This window comes from Acetivibrio sp., from assembly GCF_035371925.1.
GTDB lineage: Bacteria > Bacillota > Clostridia > Acetivibrionales > Acetivibrionaceae > Hungateiclostridium.
On the sequence record NZ_DAORXT010000024.1, the window covers coordinates 18,909 to 33,148 of the forward strand.

The 14,240-nt window shown below is 38.1% G+C and carries 13 protein-coding genes and 1 other annotated feature; of the genes, 10 read left to right on the forward strand and 3 right to left on the reverse strand.

Translation table 11 applies throughout. The features are described 5' to 3' along the window. Window positions 1-73 precede the first annotated feature (73 nt). The 5 genes from PLH43_RS05160 (at window position 74) to PLH43_RS05180 (ending at window position 5,819) form a co-directional block, all read left to right on the forward strand. On the forward strand, window positions 74-1,480 hold the full coding sequence (locus PLH43_RS05160; protein ID WP_324360790.1) for a peptidylprolyl isomerase: 1,407 nt from the start codon (window positions 74-76) through the stop codon (window positions 1,478-1,480). A gap of 52 nt (window positions 1,481-1,532) precedes the next feature. Further along, the gene (locus PLH43_RS05165) at window positions 1,533-2,525 is read left to right on the forward strand and encodes an acyl-CoA dehydratase activase-related protein (protein WP_324360792.1); all 993 of its coding nucleotides are present in this window, start codon (window positions 1,533-1,535) and stop codon (window positions 2,523-2,525) included. After that, window positions 2,497-3,612 carry a CoA protein activase gene (locus PLH43_RS05170; RefSeq protein ID WP_324360794.1) on the forward strand — a complete coding sequence of 372 codons (1,116 nt, stop codon included), beginning with the start codon at window positions 2,497-2,499 and terminating at the stop codon, window positions 3,610-3,612. Before PLH43_RS05165 ends, PLH43_RS05170 begins: the two co-directional genes overlap by 29 nt. Continuing rightward, entirely contained in the window at window positions 3,581-4,570 is a 990-nt protein-coding gene (locus PLH43_RS05175; protein WP_324360796.1) for an acyl-CoA dehydratase activase, read from the forward strand. The genes PLH43_RS05170 and PLH43_RS05175 overlap by 32 nt, the downstream gene beginning before the upstream one ends. A gap of 70 nt (window positions 4,571-4,640) precedes the next feature. Beyond that, window positions 4,641-5,819, forward strand: coding sequence for an endonuclease Q family protein (locus tag PLH43_RS05180; protein ID WP_324360798.1), 1,179 nt, complete (start codon window positions 4,641-4,643; stop codon window positions 5,817-5,819). A 120-nt stretch (window positions 5,820-5,939) separates the two neighbouring features. Here the strand turns inward: PLH43_RS05180 and glgP are convergent, their stop codons facing one another. Beyond that, complete coding sequence (gene glgP, locus PLH43_RS05185; protein WP_324360801.1) at window positions 5,940-8,507, reverse strand: alpha-glucan family phosphorylase; 2,568 nt, start codon at window positions 8,505-8,507, stop codon at window positions 5,940-5,942. Window positions 8,508-8,847: 340 nt separating this feature from the next. Next, on the reverse strand, window positions 8,848-9,381 hold the full coding sequence (locus PLH43_RS05190) for a DUF3267 domain-containing protein (RefSeq protein ID WP_324360802.1): 534 nt from the start codon (window positions 9,379-9,381) through the stop codon (window positions 8,848-8,850). Window positions 9,382-9,615: 234 nt separating this feature from the next. Between PLH43_RS05190 and PLH43_RS05195 the strand changes: the two genes are divergently transcribed. The 5 genes from PLH43_RS05195 (at window position 9,616) to PLH43_RS05215 (ending at window position 13,574) form a co-directional block, all read left to right on the forward strand. Next, entirely contained in the window at window positions 9,616-10,017 is a 402-nt protein-coding gene (locus PLH43_RS05195) for a hypothetical protein (protein ID WP_324360803.1), read from the forward strand. A 309-nt stretch (window positions 10,018-10,326) separates the two neighbouring features. After that, a complete protein-coding gene (gene trxA, locus PLH43_RS05200) occupies window positions 10,327-10,656 on the forward strand; it encodes a thioredoxin (RefSeq protein ID WP_324360805.1) in 330 nt (109 codons plus the stop codon). Between the two features lie 223 nt (window positions 10,657-10,879). Continuing rightward, a complete protein-coding gene (locus tag PLH43_RS05205) occupies window positions 10,880-11,446 on the forward strand; it encodes a hypothetical protein (RefSeq protein WP_324360808.1) in 567 nt (188 codons plus the stop codon). A gap of 109 nt (window positions 11,447-11,555) precedes the next feature. Next, window positions 11,556-11,844, forward strand: a binding site (T-box leader). A gap of 84 nt (window positions 11,845-11,928) precedes the next feature. Then, window positions 11,929-12,408 (forward strand): Lrp/AsnC family transcriptional regulator, encoded by a 480-nt coding sequence (locus PLH43_RS05210; RefSeq protein ID WP_324360810.1) that lies wholly within the window; start codon window positions 11,929-11,931, stop codon window positions 12,406-12,408. Further along, the gene (locus PLH43_RS05215; RefSeq protein WP_324360812.1) at window positions 12,405-13,574 is read left to right on the forward strand and encodes an aminotransferase class I/II-fold pyridoxal phosphate-dependent enzyme; all 1,170 of its coding nucleotides are present in this window, start codon (window positions 12,405-12,407) and stop codon (window positions 13,572-13,574) included. The genes PLH43_RS05210 and PLH43_RS05215 overlap by 4 nt, the downstream gene beginning before the upstream one ends. A gap of 230 nt (window positions 13,575-13,804) precedes the next feature. Here PLH43_RS05215 and PLH43_RS05220 read toward each other — a convergent pair whose 3' ends face one another. Further along, window positions 13,805-13,945: an aspartyl-phosphate phosphatase Spo0E family protein gene (locus PLH43_RS05220; protein ID WP_324360814.1), complete on the reverse strand. Its 141-nt coding sequence runs from the start codon at window positions 13,943-13,945 to the stop codon at window positions 13,805-13,807. Window positions 13,946-14,240: the final 295 nt, after the last annotated feature.

Consider the following 14,240-nt stretch of genomic DNA (forward strand, 5'->3'; position numbering starts at 1 on the left):
GAATTAAGACATGGCAATGGATTTGAATAATGAGATTTATGTAAATAAAAATTCTATATGGGGGTTTTTAGATATGACAGGTAAAAAGAAAATAACTGTTATAACCGCTATAGCTGTTTTAGGCGTTGCAATAATTATTGCCTCGGTATACGGATATAATTATTTTTCCAAAAGAAATGCCCGCCAGGACCCAAATGATGACTCAAGATTTGAAGTTCTCAAAATCAACGGCTCCTATGTGAGCAGTGATATTATGCAGGAAGAAAGCAATAAATTTTTTGAAAAGTATAAAAGAAATTCAGAAGTTTTGCGAATGAATGATCATGAGCGTAATGATATGTTTTTGGACCAGGTAATTGAAAGGATGCTGCTCGAAGACTATGTAAACAATAAATCCGGGGTAACGGCAACGGACAGCGAAGTGGAAGATTACATAAACAGGTTTATAAAAGCAAGATACTCGGACTCCTCTCTCGGTACGTTTATGAGTTCCCAAGGTTATGCAAACGAAGAAGAGATGAAGATGGGCATCAAGGGATACATATTGAGGCACAAAGCTTTGTATAAGGCTGCAAAAGAGAAAAATGTGACTTTGACGGAACAGGAACTTGATGAAGGGTATGAAAAACACAAGATTCAAAACAAAAAAGTCAATATAAAGCACATATTTATTTCAAGCCAGGAAAGGAGCAAGGAAGAGGCTAAAAGCTTAGCCTACGAGATTTATGACAAGCTTAAGAATAACGAAAATTTCGCAGCTTTGGCAAAGCAATATTCCGATGATGAGGAAACTCGGGAATCCGGCGGTGTGATAGAGGAACTTAGAGCCGGCTTTAATGAGGCGGTCTTTGACAATGCGGTTTTTACTTCAGAGGCGGGGCAATTGTTGGAGCCTATTGAGATTGCCAGAGGATACGAAATTGTGTATGTGGACAAAGTTACGGATTTTTCCAGAACCAGGGACGAATATGCAGAGCTTCTTACAGTGGAAAAGTTTATGCAGTCCGATGCATATAAGGAATGGTTTGAAGAATACAAGAAAAACTATGATATAGAGATAACAGACCCGGCAATGAAAGCGTTCAGGCTTTTCAGGGAGAAACAGTATGAAGAAGCGGCAAAATGCTACGAAGAACTTTATTTGGCTAAAAAAGACGGCTACTATATTGAACAGGCATGTGAGGCATACAAGCTTGCGGAGAATTGGTCCAAGCTGATTGAAACGGGTCAGCTGGCGATTAAAGACAATCCTTCGTATGTCCAATATTATTTGTATCAGGCTGAGGGAGAGTTTAAAGGCGGTGACAGGAATAAAGCAAGAGAGCTAATGAAAGAAGCTGAGGAAAAATCCGGAGACAATACGTATTATCTCGATCTCATTCGAAAAATGTATGAAAGTCAAGGACTTGACGAAGATGTCAAAAGAATTGATGAGAAATTTCAAAAAATAGCCGAGAAACTAAAAGGACAAAAAACATAATTTTGAATAATCAGTGTCTTTGAAGTAAATAATAAGCTCTGAGGTGTTGAAAATGGACGTAAAAGTCGGAATACCCAGAGCTTTATTTTATTATCGGTATTATCCCCTCTGGAAAACTTTCTTTGAGGAGCTTAATACACAAGTAGTATTATCCGATGATACCACAAGTAAAATTTTAGATGAGGGTACAAAAGCATGCGTTGCTGAAGCTTGTTTGCCTGTAAAAATTTTTTACGGTCATGTAATGAATATCAAGGACAAGGTTGATTATTTATTCGTGCCCAGATTTACAAGCATATCAAAAAAAGAGTATATTTGCCCTAAATTCGGCGGCTTGCCCGATATGATAAGAAACAGTATAAAGAACTTACCGCCGTTGATTGATACGGAAATTAACTTAAGAAAATCAAAAAAAAATGCCATAAAGGCTGCAATGGAAATAGGCAGCTTTTTTACGGAGGATAAAAGAAAAATAAAAAATGCATATAAAAAGGCTTTGAAAAGCTTTGGGGAATTTGATGAAAAAATAAAGAAGGGCATGCTTGCCACGGACATTTTGGACAGAAAGTTCAATGTAATTAAAAAGAGCAATGAGCCTTTGCTAAACATTTTGGTAATAGGTCATGTCTACAACCTGTACGATAGCTTTATCAATATGGATATGATAGAAAAGCTGAGAAAAAAGGGAGCGCAAATAACAACCATTGATATGGTTGAGGAAGATATAATAAGAAAAAATGCATGTACTCTTCCAAAGAGGATGTTCTGGAATTTCGGCAGCAGGGCTTTTGGGAGCACGATGCATTTTCTTGAAAGGGAGGATATAGACGGAATAATATATTTAATGAGTTTTGGCTGCGGAATAGATTCGTTTGTCTGTGATTTGATAGAAAGAAAAATAAGAAAAACAAAAGATATTCCTTTTATTATTCTGACTTTGGATGAACATTCCGGACAGGCAGGTATGGATACAAGACTTGAGGCGTTTATAGATATGATTAGATGGAGGTATAGAAATGAAGATAACGTTTCCGCATATGGGTAATACATATATTGCGGTTAAAGCGCTTTTGGACGACATCGGAGCAGAGTATGTTATTCCTCCTATAAACAGCAAACGCGCTATGGAAATAGGAACAAAGTATGCTCCTGAAATGGCATGCCTGCCTCTTAAGATTAATATTGGAAATTATATTGAGGCTTATGAACAAGGAGCGGATACAATTCTGATTGCCGGAGGACGGGGGCCTTGCAGGTTCGGTTATTACTGTGAGATGAGCAGGGAAATACTTTGCGACAACGGATATGGCATGGACGTGGTGGTTTTGGAACCTCCGGATGGCGATATTATTAAATTTATCGGCAAAATCAAAAAACTTGCCGGCGGCTTGAATATGTACCAAATTTTAAAGGTGATAAAGAATACAACTCTTGTGGCTAAAAGTGTGGATGAGCTTGAACGGCTGGTATTTAAAATCCGGCCCAGGGAGCTTCAAAAGGGGAGTACCGACAGAATCTATGAGGGCTTTCGAAAAAGGGTGGTTGATGTAAAGGGCTCTTTGGAGATTCTAAAGTTGGTGGAGGATACCAAGAATCAGCTGCTGAAACTGGAAATAGACAAGAATTTCAAGCCTTTGAGGATTGGTATTGTCGGAGAAATTTATACAACAATAGATTCTTATAGCAGTTTTAATATTGATTCGATATTGGGCAATATGGGTGTGGAAGTATACCGGGCGAACACCATCAGCGGTTGGATAATCGAGCATATACTAAAAGCTGTTGTTCCTTTTACAAAGGACAAAAGATATGCTGAGGCTGCAAAACCTTATCTCGGCACCATGATAGGGGGCCATGCCCAGGAAACTATAGGAAATACAATACTTTATGCACGAGGCGGTTTTGACGGGATAATTCAAATCTATCCGTTGACATGTATGCCGGAGATTGTGGCAGAGAGCATACTTCCTGCGGTGGAAATGGATTATAAAATACCCATACTTACCCTTATTATTGATGAAATGACTGGGGAAGCAGGATATATGACCAGAGTGGAAGCCTTTGTAGACTTGCTTAATAAAAGAAAGGAGAGGGTGGACATTGTTGAAGACCTCGTATTATTTGGGGATTGATGTTGGCTCGGTCAGCACCAATCTAGTGGTAATCGATGAAAAGGATGAGATAGTTGAAAAGCTTTACTTAAGAACAAGTGGACAGCCTATAAACGCACTTAAGAACGGTATGAAGACTCTTTTTCAGAGGCTTGGCAAGGATGTAAATATAGGGGCAGTAGGAACTACGGGAAGCGGAAGGCAGCTTGCCGGTGTAATTGTAGGAGCCGACATTGTCAAAAACGAGATTACAACTCATGCTATTGCAGCACAAAAGCTAGTTCCCAATGTAAGGACTATAATAGAAATAGGAGGACAGGATTCAAAAATAATCATTCTTAAAAACGGCATTATTTATGATTTTGCCATGAATACCGTCTGTGCGGCGGGAACAGGTTCTTTCCTCGACAGGCAGGCTGCGAGGCTCGAAATACCGATTGAAGAGTTCGGAACGTTTGCATTAAGATCCAAGACCCCTGTGAGGATAGCAGGCCGGTGTGCAGTATTTGCGGAATCGGATATGATACACAAACAGCAGACCGGACACAGTGTTGAAGATATTATTAACGGCCTTTGCGAAGCTTTGGTCAGAAATTATCTGAACAACCTGGCAAAGGGCAAGGATATCGAAGAGCCCATAGTTTTTCAGGGGGGAGTTGCCGCAAATGTAGGAATTGTGGCTGCCTTTGAAAGGGCAATAGGGAAAAAGATAATAATACCTCAATACTATGATGTAATGGGAGCGTATGGAGCAGCTCTCATAGCAAAAGAAGAGATGCTCAAAAACGGGGAAGATACCAACTTCTTTGGATTTGAAAATACCCAGAACGACTTTAGAGCCAGAAGCATTGAATGCAGTGGCTGCTCCAATATGTGCGAAGTAATTGAAATACTGTCAAATGATGAAGCTGTGGCATGCTGGGGAGACCGCTGCGGAAAATGGTCTGTTGTAAAGAGGGAGAATCAAAGTGTTGGCTGACAGCTGGTTGAAAATAAAAGGATTTTCATTTAGTATTAAAGGCAGGGCATAAGTAAAAAAGGGGGATTTTATGAAAGAATATTTTGTTGATCTTCATGTTCATATCGGAAGGTCTTCAAAAGGAATGGAGATAAAGAAAGCAACTGCCAATAATCTCACTTTTGAAAACATAGCATATGAATCCTACACAAGAAAAGGTATAGATGTTATTGGTGTGGTTGACTGTTTGTCTCCTTATGTTATTGAAGATATTGAAGAGCTTGCGGATAGAGGAGAGCTGGTGGAGAAACAGGGCGGAGGAATGGAGTACAAAAAGGGGCAGGTATTGATATTGGGAGCTGAGCTTGAGACACATGAAAAAAAGGGCGGAAGCTCCCATTCGCTTTGCTTTTTTCCCACACTAAAATCGATTAAAGACTTTGCAGAGAGCATAAAGGATTACATAAAGAATATCTATAACTGCTCCTATATGTGCAGATTGACAGCCCAGCAGCTTATAGATATGGTTGATTTTTACGGGGGGACATTTATTCCTGCCCATATTTTCACTCCCTTCAAGAGCTTTTATGGCAACTGCTGTGACAGCCTTTTGGAGATATTCGACGAGAAGTCTTTTGAGAAAATTCCTGCAGTGGAACTGGGACTTAGTGCCGATTCGATGATGGCGTCCCAGCTTAGGGAGCTTGATGGCAAAGCTTTTATCAGCAACTCCGATGCCCATTCGCTTTCAAAGATGGGCAGGGAATACAATATATTTGAAATGGAAGAACCGACTTATGAGGAAATTCTAAAAGCTTTTAAAGGAATCGACGGAAGAAAAATCAAGGCTAATTACGGATTAGACCCCAAACTTGGAAAATATCACAGGACTTATTGCCTGGTTTGCGACTCAGTGATAAAAGAGGCCCCGCCTGTATTAAAATGCCCCGTTTCAGACAAGCACCGTGTGGTGGTAGGGGTAAAGGACAGATTGATGATAATACGGGACAGGGAAAACCCCATGATGGATGCAAGACCTCCTTATTTTTATCAGGTTCCGTTGGAGTTCCTTCCAAAAGTGGGCCCTAAAACGATAGACAAACTTATAGACTTTTTCGGAAGTGAAATGAAGGTACTGCATTATGCTTCTTACGATGACTTGACAAAGGCGGTAAACGAGGATATAGCCAAAAATATTGTTTTGTCAAGGGAAGGGAAGCTTTCCATTGAAGCCGGCGGCGGAGGTATATACGGAAAAATAGAGGCGTGATATAGATTTGGTACTTTGGTACTATTTATTTTTTTGTGATACTGAAAAAGGCAGGAAGATTTGTGTAAAACCTTCCTGCCTTTAATGAATTTATGAGTTTTTATTATTTATGAGCTTTTATTATTGTACAATCCATCTTATAAGTCCTAAATTAAACGGATTGATGATATCCGGATTATGCGGAATTACTCTGAAGGTATATCCATACTCTCCGCCTTCATACAAAGTGATGTTTGCAGAATAGAGATAAGTACCGTCACTGTTCTTTTCCACCATTTTCATATCCACTATTTCAGGTTTTTCAATAGTGTTGTTGCTTCCGATATTTCCGTAGTATGCTTGGACTTTTACGTCTGAAGGCTCAAGACCTCCAAGTATAACAGTGGCGTAAATGGGGATGGTTTCACCGGATATAAAGTTTCTTTCCTTCAATTGGTTTGCCGATTTGTCGGCTATTATTTGTACCTGAGGCCACATTTGTGACACTTTTTTCTTCCATTCGGAAAGGTTGACGGCAAATTGATAATTGCTTGCCATAATCTTATCATATCTTTCCATTGAATTAATGTAATACTTGGTTGTATAATCCTGAACCATCCTGTGGGTACTGTACTCGGGAGCAATAGACTTTATTGATTCCTTCATTACTTTTACCCACTTTTCCGGTACGCCGTTTTCATTTCTGTCAAAGTAAGCAGGTATAATTTGCTTCTCCAGTATATTGTAAATTGATTCACTGTCGGCGTTATCCTGATGATATTCGTTATCATAGAAGGTATCGTCGCCAATTGCCCAACCGTTTTTGCCGTTGTAGCCTTCGCACCACCAACCGTCCAGTATGCTGAAATTGACTATACCGTTTATACCCACCTTCTGTCCGCTGGTTCCGCTGGCTTCAAGGGGCCTTCTCGGATTGTTGAGCCAAATATCCACTCCCTGAACCATGTTGCGGGCGAGGGTCATGTTGTAATTTTCAACTAAGATAACCTTGCCGTTGAAGCCTTCCTGCTTTGCGATATCATTAATGTGTTTTATGATTTCGTGGGCAGGTCCGTCTGCCGGATGGGCTTTTCCGGCAAATATTATCTGCACCGGCTTTTCTGGATTGTTTAAAATCTTTTGAATTCGGGCAAGGTCTCTGAATATAAGGTTTGCCCTTTTATAAGTTGCAAATCTTCTTGCAAATCCGATGGTCAAAGCATTGGAATCAAGCAGAGTGTCAACTTCCTTGATTCTTTCTATGGATTCGCCGTTTGCCGCCCGTTGCTCTTTAAGTTTTTCACGTATATATCCGATCATTTTTGTTTTCAAGACGCAATGGGTTTTCCAAAGCTCTTCATCGGGAATGTCATCGACCTTATCCCATACTTCTTTATCATAAAGACGTTCTTTCCAGTCATTATCGAGATATTTGTCATAAAGATACTTAATGCTTGGAGAAAGCCATGTAAGAGTATGAATACCGTTTGTAATATGTTCAATCGGTATTTCGTCCTCAGGTATTCCCGGCCATACATTTTTGAAAATGTTTCTGGATACTGCACCGTGAAGCTCGCTTACTCCGTTTTTCTGTCCTGCCAGTGTCAATGCAAGGACAGTCATATTGAAGTTGTGATGTTCTCCTATCTTTAATCCCAAATCCAAAAACTCATGCCTGTTTATACCCAAAGACGGCCAATAATTTCCGAAATACCTATCTATCATTTCCAACGGGAATACATCATTACTCGCAGGTACAGGGGTATGGGTAGTAAATATAACGGAAGAAGCAACGACTTCCTTGGCATGATTGAAAGGAATATGATGGTTTTGTACCAGCTTTCTGATAAGCTCAAGGCCGAGGAAAGCCGAGTGTCCTTCATTCATATGATATACGGTAGCTTTTATGCCTAAAGCGTCAAGTACTCTTGCGCCGCCTATTCCAAGGAAAATTTCCTGCTGTATTCTTGTTTCCTGGTCACCGCCATAGAGTCTGGCAGTCAAGCCCCTGTCATGAGGACTGTTCTTATCGATATCCGTATCCATTAAGTACAGATTTACACGGCCAATTTGAACTACCCAAACTTTTGCGTATACAACCCTGCCGGGTAGCTCTACACTTATTATTACCTCTTCACCTTGGTCATTTAAAGCAGGTTTTATGGGAAGGTTTGAAGGGTTTAAAGGAGTGAATATTGTTTCCTGCCATCCTTCGGAGTTTATATGCTGGCTGAAATATCCTTCTTTATAGAACAAGCCTATAGCCGTAAAAGGTATTCCAAGGTCGCTTGCCGATTTGCAGTGGTCACCCGACAATACGCCCAAGCCACCCGAATATATGGGCAGTACTTCATTTAATCCATATTCAGCAGAGAAGTAAGCCACCATGTGGTCTTTTTTGTCGGGAAAATTTCTGGAAAACCATGTATCGGTTTCGTTCATATATTTTTCGTAATCTTCGACTACTTTCCTGTATCTTTGCATGTAGTCAGGGTCATTGAGCTTTGCTTCAAGCTTCTTTTGGCTTACTTCCTTGAGAAATCTTACCGGGTTCTTCCCGAGCTTTTCCCACAAAGCCAGGTCAATTTCCCTATAAAGGTCGATAGCCTCGGAATTCCATGACCACCACAGATTGTACGCAATGTCTTTCAGTTTAGATAGTTCGTCAGGTATTACAGCTGTTACAGTAATTTTTCCAAAAAGATACATAGGCACCCTCCATTTTAATATATGTTATATTATTATCCATTTCTGAATAATAAATAACATAAATATTTATTTTATAGAAATTTTTATAAACGAACTAAATAATTTACACTTTATTATATTTTGAATTTGTTGCTAACAGTTTCAACGTGATACCTGCAAGACATTTACTATAAAAGCACGGAAAGACTAATCCCCTCCTGCTTTTAGCCGAATCTCACACAGTGAAATGGCCTGGAATATGGATATGATTACCTATAGATTCTTATTTAATATGATATCACAATTAAATTATTTTTGGTAGAGTTTTTTGAAAAATTTTCTTCATATTTTTTCTTTATGCTTATGTATATACTCCAAATCCATACTCCTCATCCTTGATTTTGCAGTTTTTGCCCATATATAGAATAAAGCACAGCATAAAAATGTCACCGAAAGAACCGGATACATTATACAGCATCCCGATTACCATCCAATAAACCAAGTCAGGAAAAAGGATCCCGGCCAATAAAAGCAAACCTGTCAGGACAAAAAACGGAAGCAGCAATATAACAGCCATCTGAAAAGGTGTATAAAATGTCCCTGATATATCCATCGTATAAATATTTAAATATTTTATACCGAATTTCAGTTTTGCTCCAAATATGATATATGCCAGCCCGTGAAGGAGCTCGTGGAACACGACAACTCCCAAAAGGGTTGTAAAGAGCCCTAATATTTGTCCGTTATAAATTGCTGATTCAATGTATATCAGCCATTTATCCTTTCCGATTATGGGCAGTATTATTCCAAAACCTAATATAAAAATTAATAATGCTATCAGGTTTATAAAAAAAGAATTGAATTTGTTTAGTTTAAATTCCGCTACCTTAGTCAAATAAACACCTCTTTGCCAATAATATAATTTAATGTAACTTGTGTAGATTAATAAGCACATTTAAAACCTTTAAAAGTGCCATTTAAAATGTTTGTATATATAATTGGCAAAGAAAGATGTAATTATTCCATGGTTTTTTAGAAGTTTTAAAATCAAGAAATAACTATCATGATTTTCATTTATAGCAATTATTTTCTACTAATAAAAGTAATGTAAGGTGAAGAAAATAAATCTATGATGAAGCGTTTCTTTATTTATGGAATCACGGGATGGGGCATGGAAATAGTCTGGACCGGACTACACTCGCTTTTGACGGGGGATATGAAGCTGCAGGGCTATACAAGTATCTGGATGTTCTTTATATATGGATGTGCTGTTTTTTTAGAGCCAATACACGATATTATAGAGCAATGGAGGTGGCAAATCAGAGGACTTATCTGGGTGGTAATTATCTGGGGAATAGAGTATGCAAGCGGACTTATTCTGACCAATATCTTTGGAGCTGCCCCCTGGTTTTATACCGGGCCGTTTGCAGTGGACAATCTCGTAAGGATTGATTATGCTCCTGCATGGTTTATTGCGGGACTGATATTTGAGCGCATTCATAAAACCCTTGATATTTACAAGATTGCATAGCAGAAAAGGAGTCGAGACATACCCGAAAATCCGGTGCCTTGAAAAAAATGAGGTGTCGGATTTTTAATTATTTTATATTGAGAAATTATAATATTATGGCTATAATTTATCTATACAAAATTTTTAAAATTTTATCGATTGATGTTTTGTTCTTTCTATTGTGGGTAAGAATAAAATAACATGTTTATGAACATTATTAGTGATATAAACTATGTAGTGTGAAATGCTGAGGTTGAAATTTGTACATATTGAATTGTCTGCGAATATGCGCAGACAACAACGAAAAACTTACGTTTAGGAGGAAAAATAATGGCAGGAGAGAAAGTTGTAATTTTGACAAAAGAAAACTTCGATCAGGAAGTATTAAATTCGGACAAAGTGGTTATGGTTGATTTTTGGGCTCCATGGTGCGGTCCGTGCAGAGCGGTGGCACCCATAATTGATGAGCTTGCAGAGGAATATGACGGCAAAGCAAAAGTTGCAAAGCTTAATGTTGACAGTGAAGGTGAAGTTACTGAAAAGTTTAAAATTATGAATATTCCTACAATAATGGTATTTAAAAACGGAGAAATGGTGGAAAAACTTATAGGAGCAAGGTCAAAATCGGAGCTTGCAAGTGCCATTGACAAACATTTATAATTACTGTCAAACCCATGGGGTTAATGGTGAACATCTGTAATTTCAGGTGTTCGCTTCATATATGCCATACATTACTTCAAAATGTATGGTTTTTGCTTTTTGGAGCAATAATTTTTTCTAAATTTAAGAAGGATTTTTAGAAAAAAGATTGAATATATAAGGAATAGTACTATGTAATTTTTATATATAAATCTCTATTATTTGCAATTAGGAGGAACCATAAATGGCTGGAGAAAAAAGGTTCGGAACTTCATTGTTCGGGTTTAAGAAAACCGATGTAAATTCATATATTGAAAAGATTTTAAGGGAGTTTGATGAGAAGCTTAAAGAAAAAGACAATGAAATTTCCGCTTTGAAAAATCAGTGCAGGGAACTGAGAATTAAATATGAGGATATTGCAAGAAAAGCCGAGCAAATCAGCGCTGACAGAGCTAAAATCGCCGATGTTCTTATAAAGGCCCAAGAGAAAGCGGAGATGATATTGCAGGAAGCAAAAGAAAAAGCAGACGAAGAAAGAAAGAAATTGTCCGAGCTCACTGAGCAGGAAAAGGAAAAGCTCGTGGATATGAAGAGGGAGATAAAGGCGTTAAAGCAAGAAATAACGAAGACATTGAAAAAGTACGAGTTTGACCTTGAGAAAGTTGTGGAGTTTGCCAGTGAAAACATAGAAAATGCGGATAGCATGAGCAAAGACAATGCAAAAAACAGCAACTCTGAAGATGATGACGAAATAACGGATGTGATTCTTGAGGAAATTATGGAAGAGTATGCGGGCAAATCCAATAGCTAAAATCATAAATGGGATTTGCGGGGCCAATTTTTTTTGTTGCAAGATATGGAAAAATAATAGTTGCATATTGGCAAAAAATATAGTATAATTCAATATAATTTTATAGCAATTTACTGCGATGACAGGGAAGAGTACATTTGGATGCTTTTTTAGAGAGTCGGGGATGGTGGAAGCCCGACAAAGTGTCTGTATGGAAGGCAGCCCTTGAGCTTCTCCTTGAGAAATGTGAGTATTCCTGACGCGGAGACTCTCATATTAGAGGAAGACGTAGCCTCACGTTATAGAGGAGGGTGTTTATGGCAGTATGCTACATAATATACTGTTATAAGAACCGGCAGAGAGAGTACCTTTATGGTGCTAATTAGGGTGGTAACGCGGAATACTCCTTCGTCCCTTGTTTGTGGATGAGGGAGTTTTTTATTACATATTTTAATATTATATATTACTTAAATATTATTTCTTGTTCAAAGGAGTGGAGATGTATGGAAGAGATTTTGGAGATATTGGAGAAAAACAATAAAATAAGTGAAGAAGAAATAGCCGTAATGGTTAATAAGAGCGTCGAAGAAGTAAGGGAAGCTATCAAAAAGTATGAAGAGGACAATGTTATTTTAGGGTATATCAGTTTGATAAACTGGGAAAAGACAAGTAAAGAATCCGTAACCGCTTTGATAGAAGTAAAAGTTACACCTCAAAGGGGAGAAGGATTTGACAAGGTTGCAGAAAGGATATACAAATATCCGGAAGTGAAGGCTTGCTATCTTATGTCGGGAGGTTTTGACCTGACGGTTATTGTTGAGGGCAAGACTATGAAGGAGGTTGCCCTGTTTGTTGCTGAAAAACTGTCTACTTTAGAGTCGGTTTTGAGTACTTCCACCCATTTTGTACTGAAAAAGTATAAGGATAAGGGAACTATTTTTGAAAAAAAGCAAAAAGATGACAGGGAGGCAGTGGTACTATGAATATTGCAGAAATGGTTTTGCCGTCTGTCAGGCAGGTACCTCCGTCGGGGATTAGAAGGTTTTTTGATTTGGTAAACGAAATGAAGGATGCCATATCCTTAAGTATAGGTGAGCCAGATTTTGTAACTCCGTGGAATGTCCGTGAGGCAGGTATTTATTCGTTGGAAAAGGGGCATACACACTATTCGCCAAATGCAGGGTTTGTGGAGCTGCGTGAAGAGATATGCAGATACCAGGAGAGGAAATACAACTTAAAATATGATCCAAAAACTCAGGTTATTGTAACTGTCGGGGGAAGTGAAGGGATTGACATAGCTTTAAGGGCTCTTGTCGGACCTGGAGATGAGGTAATTATTCCGGAACCTTGCTTTGTTGCCTACAAGCCATGTACTATTTTTACTGGAGCTACTCCTGTGACAGTTAATTTGACTGCGGAAAATGAATTTCGATTGACTCCCGAACTTTTGGAAAAGGCAATTACTGAAAAAACTAAGGTATTGATTTTGCCCTATCCCAACAATCCTACAGGCGCTGTTATGGAAAAAAAGGATTTGGAAGCTATTGTTGAGGTACTTAAGGACAGAGACATAATTGTTATTTCCGATGAAATTTATTCTGAGCTTACTTACGGGATTAAGCATGTTTCCATAGCATCATTTCCCGAGATGAAGGATAAGACATTGGTTATTAACGGTTTTTCGAAGGCTTATGCCATGACAGGATGGAGGCTGGGCTATTGTCTGGGGCATCCCGATTTGATTTCACAAATGTACAAGATACATCAATATGCCATAATGTGTTCTCCTACAACTGCTCAATATGCAGCCATAGAGGCTTTAAGAAACAGTGATGATGATGTGGAAGATATGGTGAGAGAGTACAACAGAAGAAGAAGGATTATGGTTGAAGGCTATAGGAGTGCAGGACTTGAATGTTTTGAGCCGTTGGGTGCTTTTTATGTTTTTCCGTGCATAAAATCAACCGGAATGACTTCATATGAATTTTCGGAGAAACTTTTAATGGAGGAAAAGGTTGCAGTAGTGCCGGGAACAGCCTTTGGAGATTGTGGAGAAGGATATGTACGGTCATGTTATGCCAGCTCCATGGACAATATAATTGAGGCAATGAAGAGAATTAAGAGATTTGTTGAAAAAAATAAAAAATAGACGAAAAAGGGAAAATAGAAGGTCTAAGTTACGGAAAGCTTGAGGGACATCGGTTCCTCGGGCTTTTTTAGATAAAAAAATGTACTATGTATAAATAACATAGTACAAAAACTAAAAGACTTATATATAAAATTGTGCAGGATGACGAATTTAAGCAAAATTTCAATTTTAGCATTTCATAAAATGCTTGTACTACATAAAAACATAAATCGTTTATAAAAAATTTAAAATTACTCACCTGGATGTAATTGATTAATCATATGCCTCACAATCAATACGTCAAGTTCCTGACTGACTCTTAGGATGGCATGATGATCACCGGATTCAATTACATTATGAAGTTTTTGTCTTAAATACTCAATCTTGTCCAAGACATCCCCCTCCCAGCAATCTTATTAATATATATAAATTAATATTAATGGATTACATTATTTAAGTAACTGCATTTTAAAAATAATAAAGTTCGATATAAAACTTGTTTATTGTCTAATATATGTGTTAAAATGTTTTTAGTAGTTCTTAGCAAAAAGTTCTCTTTCTAAGCGTGTCTTTAGTATTTAGTACATACTTTATTTTACAGCAACATTTTGTTGCTGTCAATAAAAAAATCAACGTTTCTTTTGCAGTTATAGTTTAAAAGAAAAATTACCAAAGGCAATAATACAC

Bases quoted from the DNA above. Each gene is read 5' to 3' on its own strand.
- PLH43_RS05160 (WP_324360790.1), top strand. From the start codon at position 74: ATGACAGGTAAAAAGAAAATAACTGTTATAACCGCTATAGCTGTTTTA.
- PLH43_RS05165 (WP_324360792.1), top strand. From the start codon at position 1,533: ATGGACGTAAAAGTCGGAATACCCAGAGCTTTATTTTATTATCGGTAT.
- PLH43_RS05170 (WP_324360794.1), top strand. From the start codon at position 2,497: ATGAAGATAACGTTTCCGCATATGGGTAATACATATATTGCGGTTAAA.
- PLH43_RS05180 (WP_324360798.1), top strand. From the start codon at position 4,641: ATGAAAGAATATTTTGTTGATCTTCATGTTCATATCGGAAGGTCTTCA.
- glgP (WP_324360801.1), bottom strand. From the start codon at position 8,507: ATGTATCTTTTTGGAAAAATTACTGTAACAGCTGTAATACCTGACGAA.
- PLH43_RS05195 (WP_324360803.1), top strand. From the start codon at position 9,616: ATGATGAAGCGTTTCTTTATTTATGGAATCACGGGATGGGGCATGGAA.
- trxA (WP_324360805.1), top strand. From the start codon at position 10,327: ATGGCAGGAGAGAAAGTTGTAATTTTGACAAAAGAAAACTTCGATCAG.
- PLH43_RS05205 (WP_324360808.1), top strand. From the start codon at position 10,880: ATGGCTGGAGAAAAAAGGTTCGGAACTTCATTGTTCGGGTTTAAGAAA.
- PLH43_RS05210 (WP_324360810.1), top strand. From the start codon at position 11,929: ATGGAAGAGATTTTGGAGATATTGGAGAAAAACAATAAAATAAGTGAA.
- PLH43_RS05215 (WP_324360812.1), top strand. From the start codon at position 12,405: ATGAATATTGCAGAAATGGTTTTGCCGTCTGTCAGGCAGGTACCTCCG.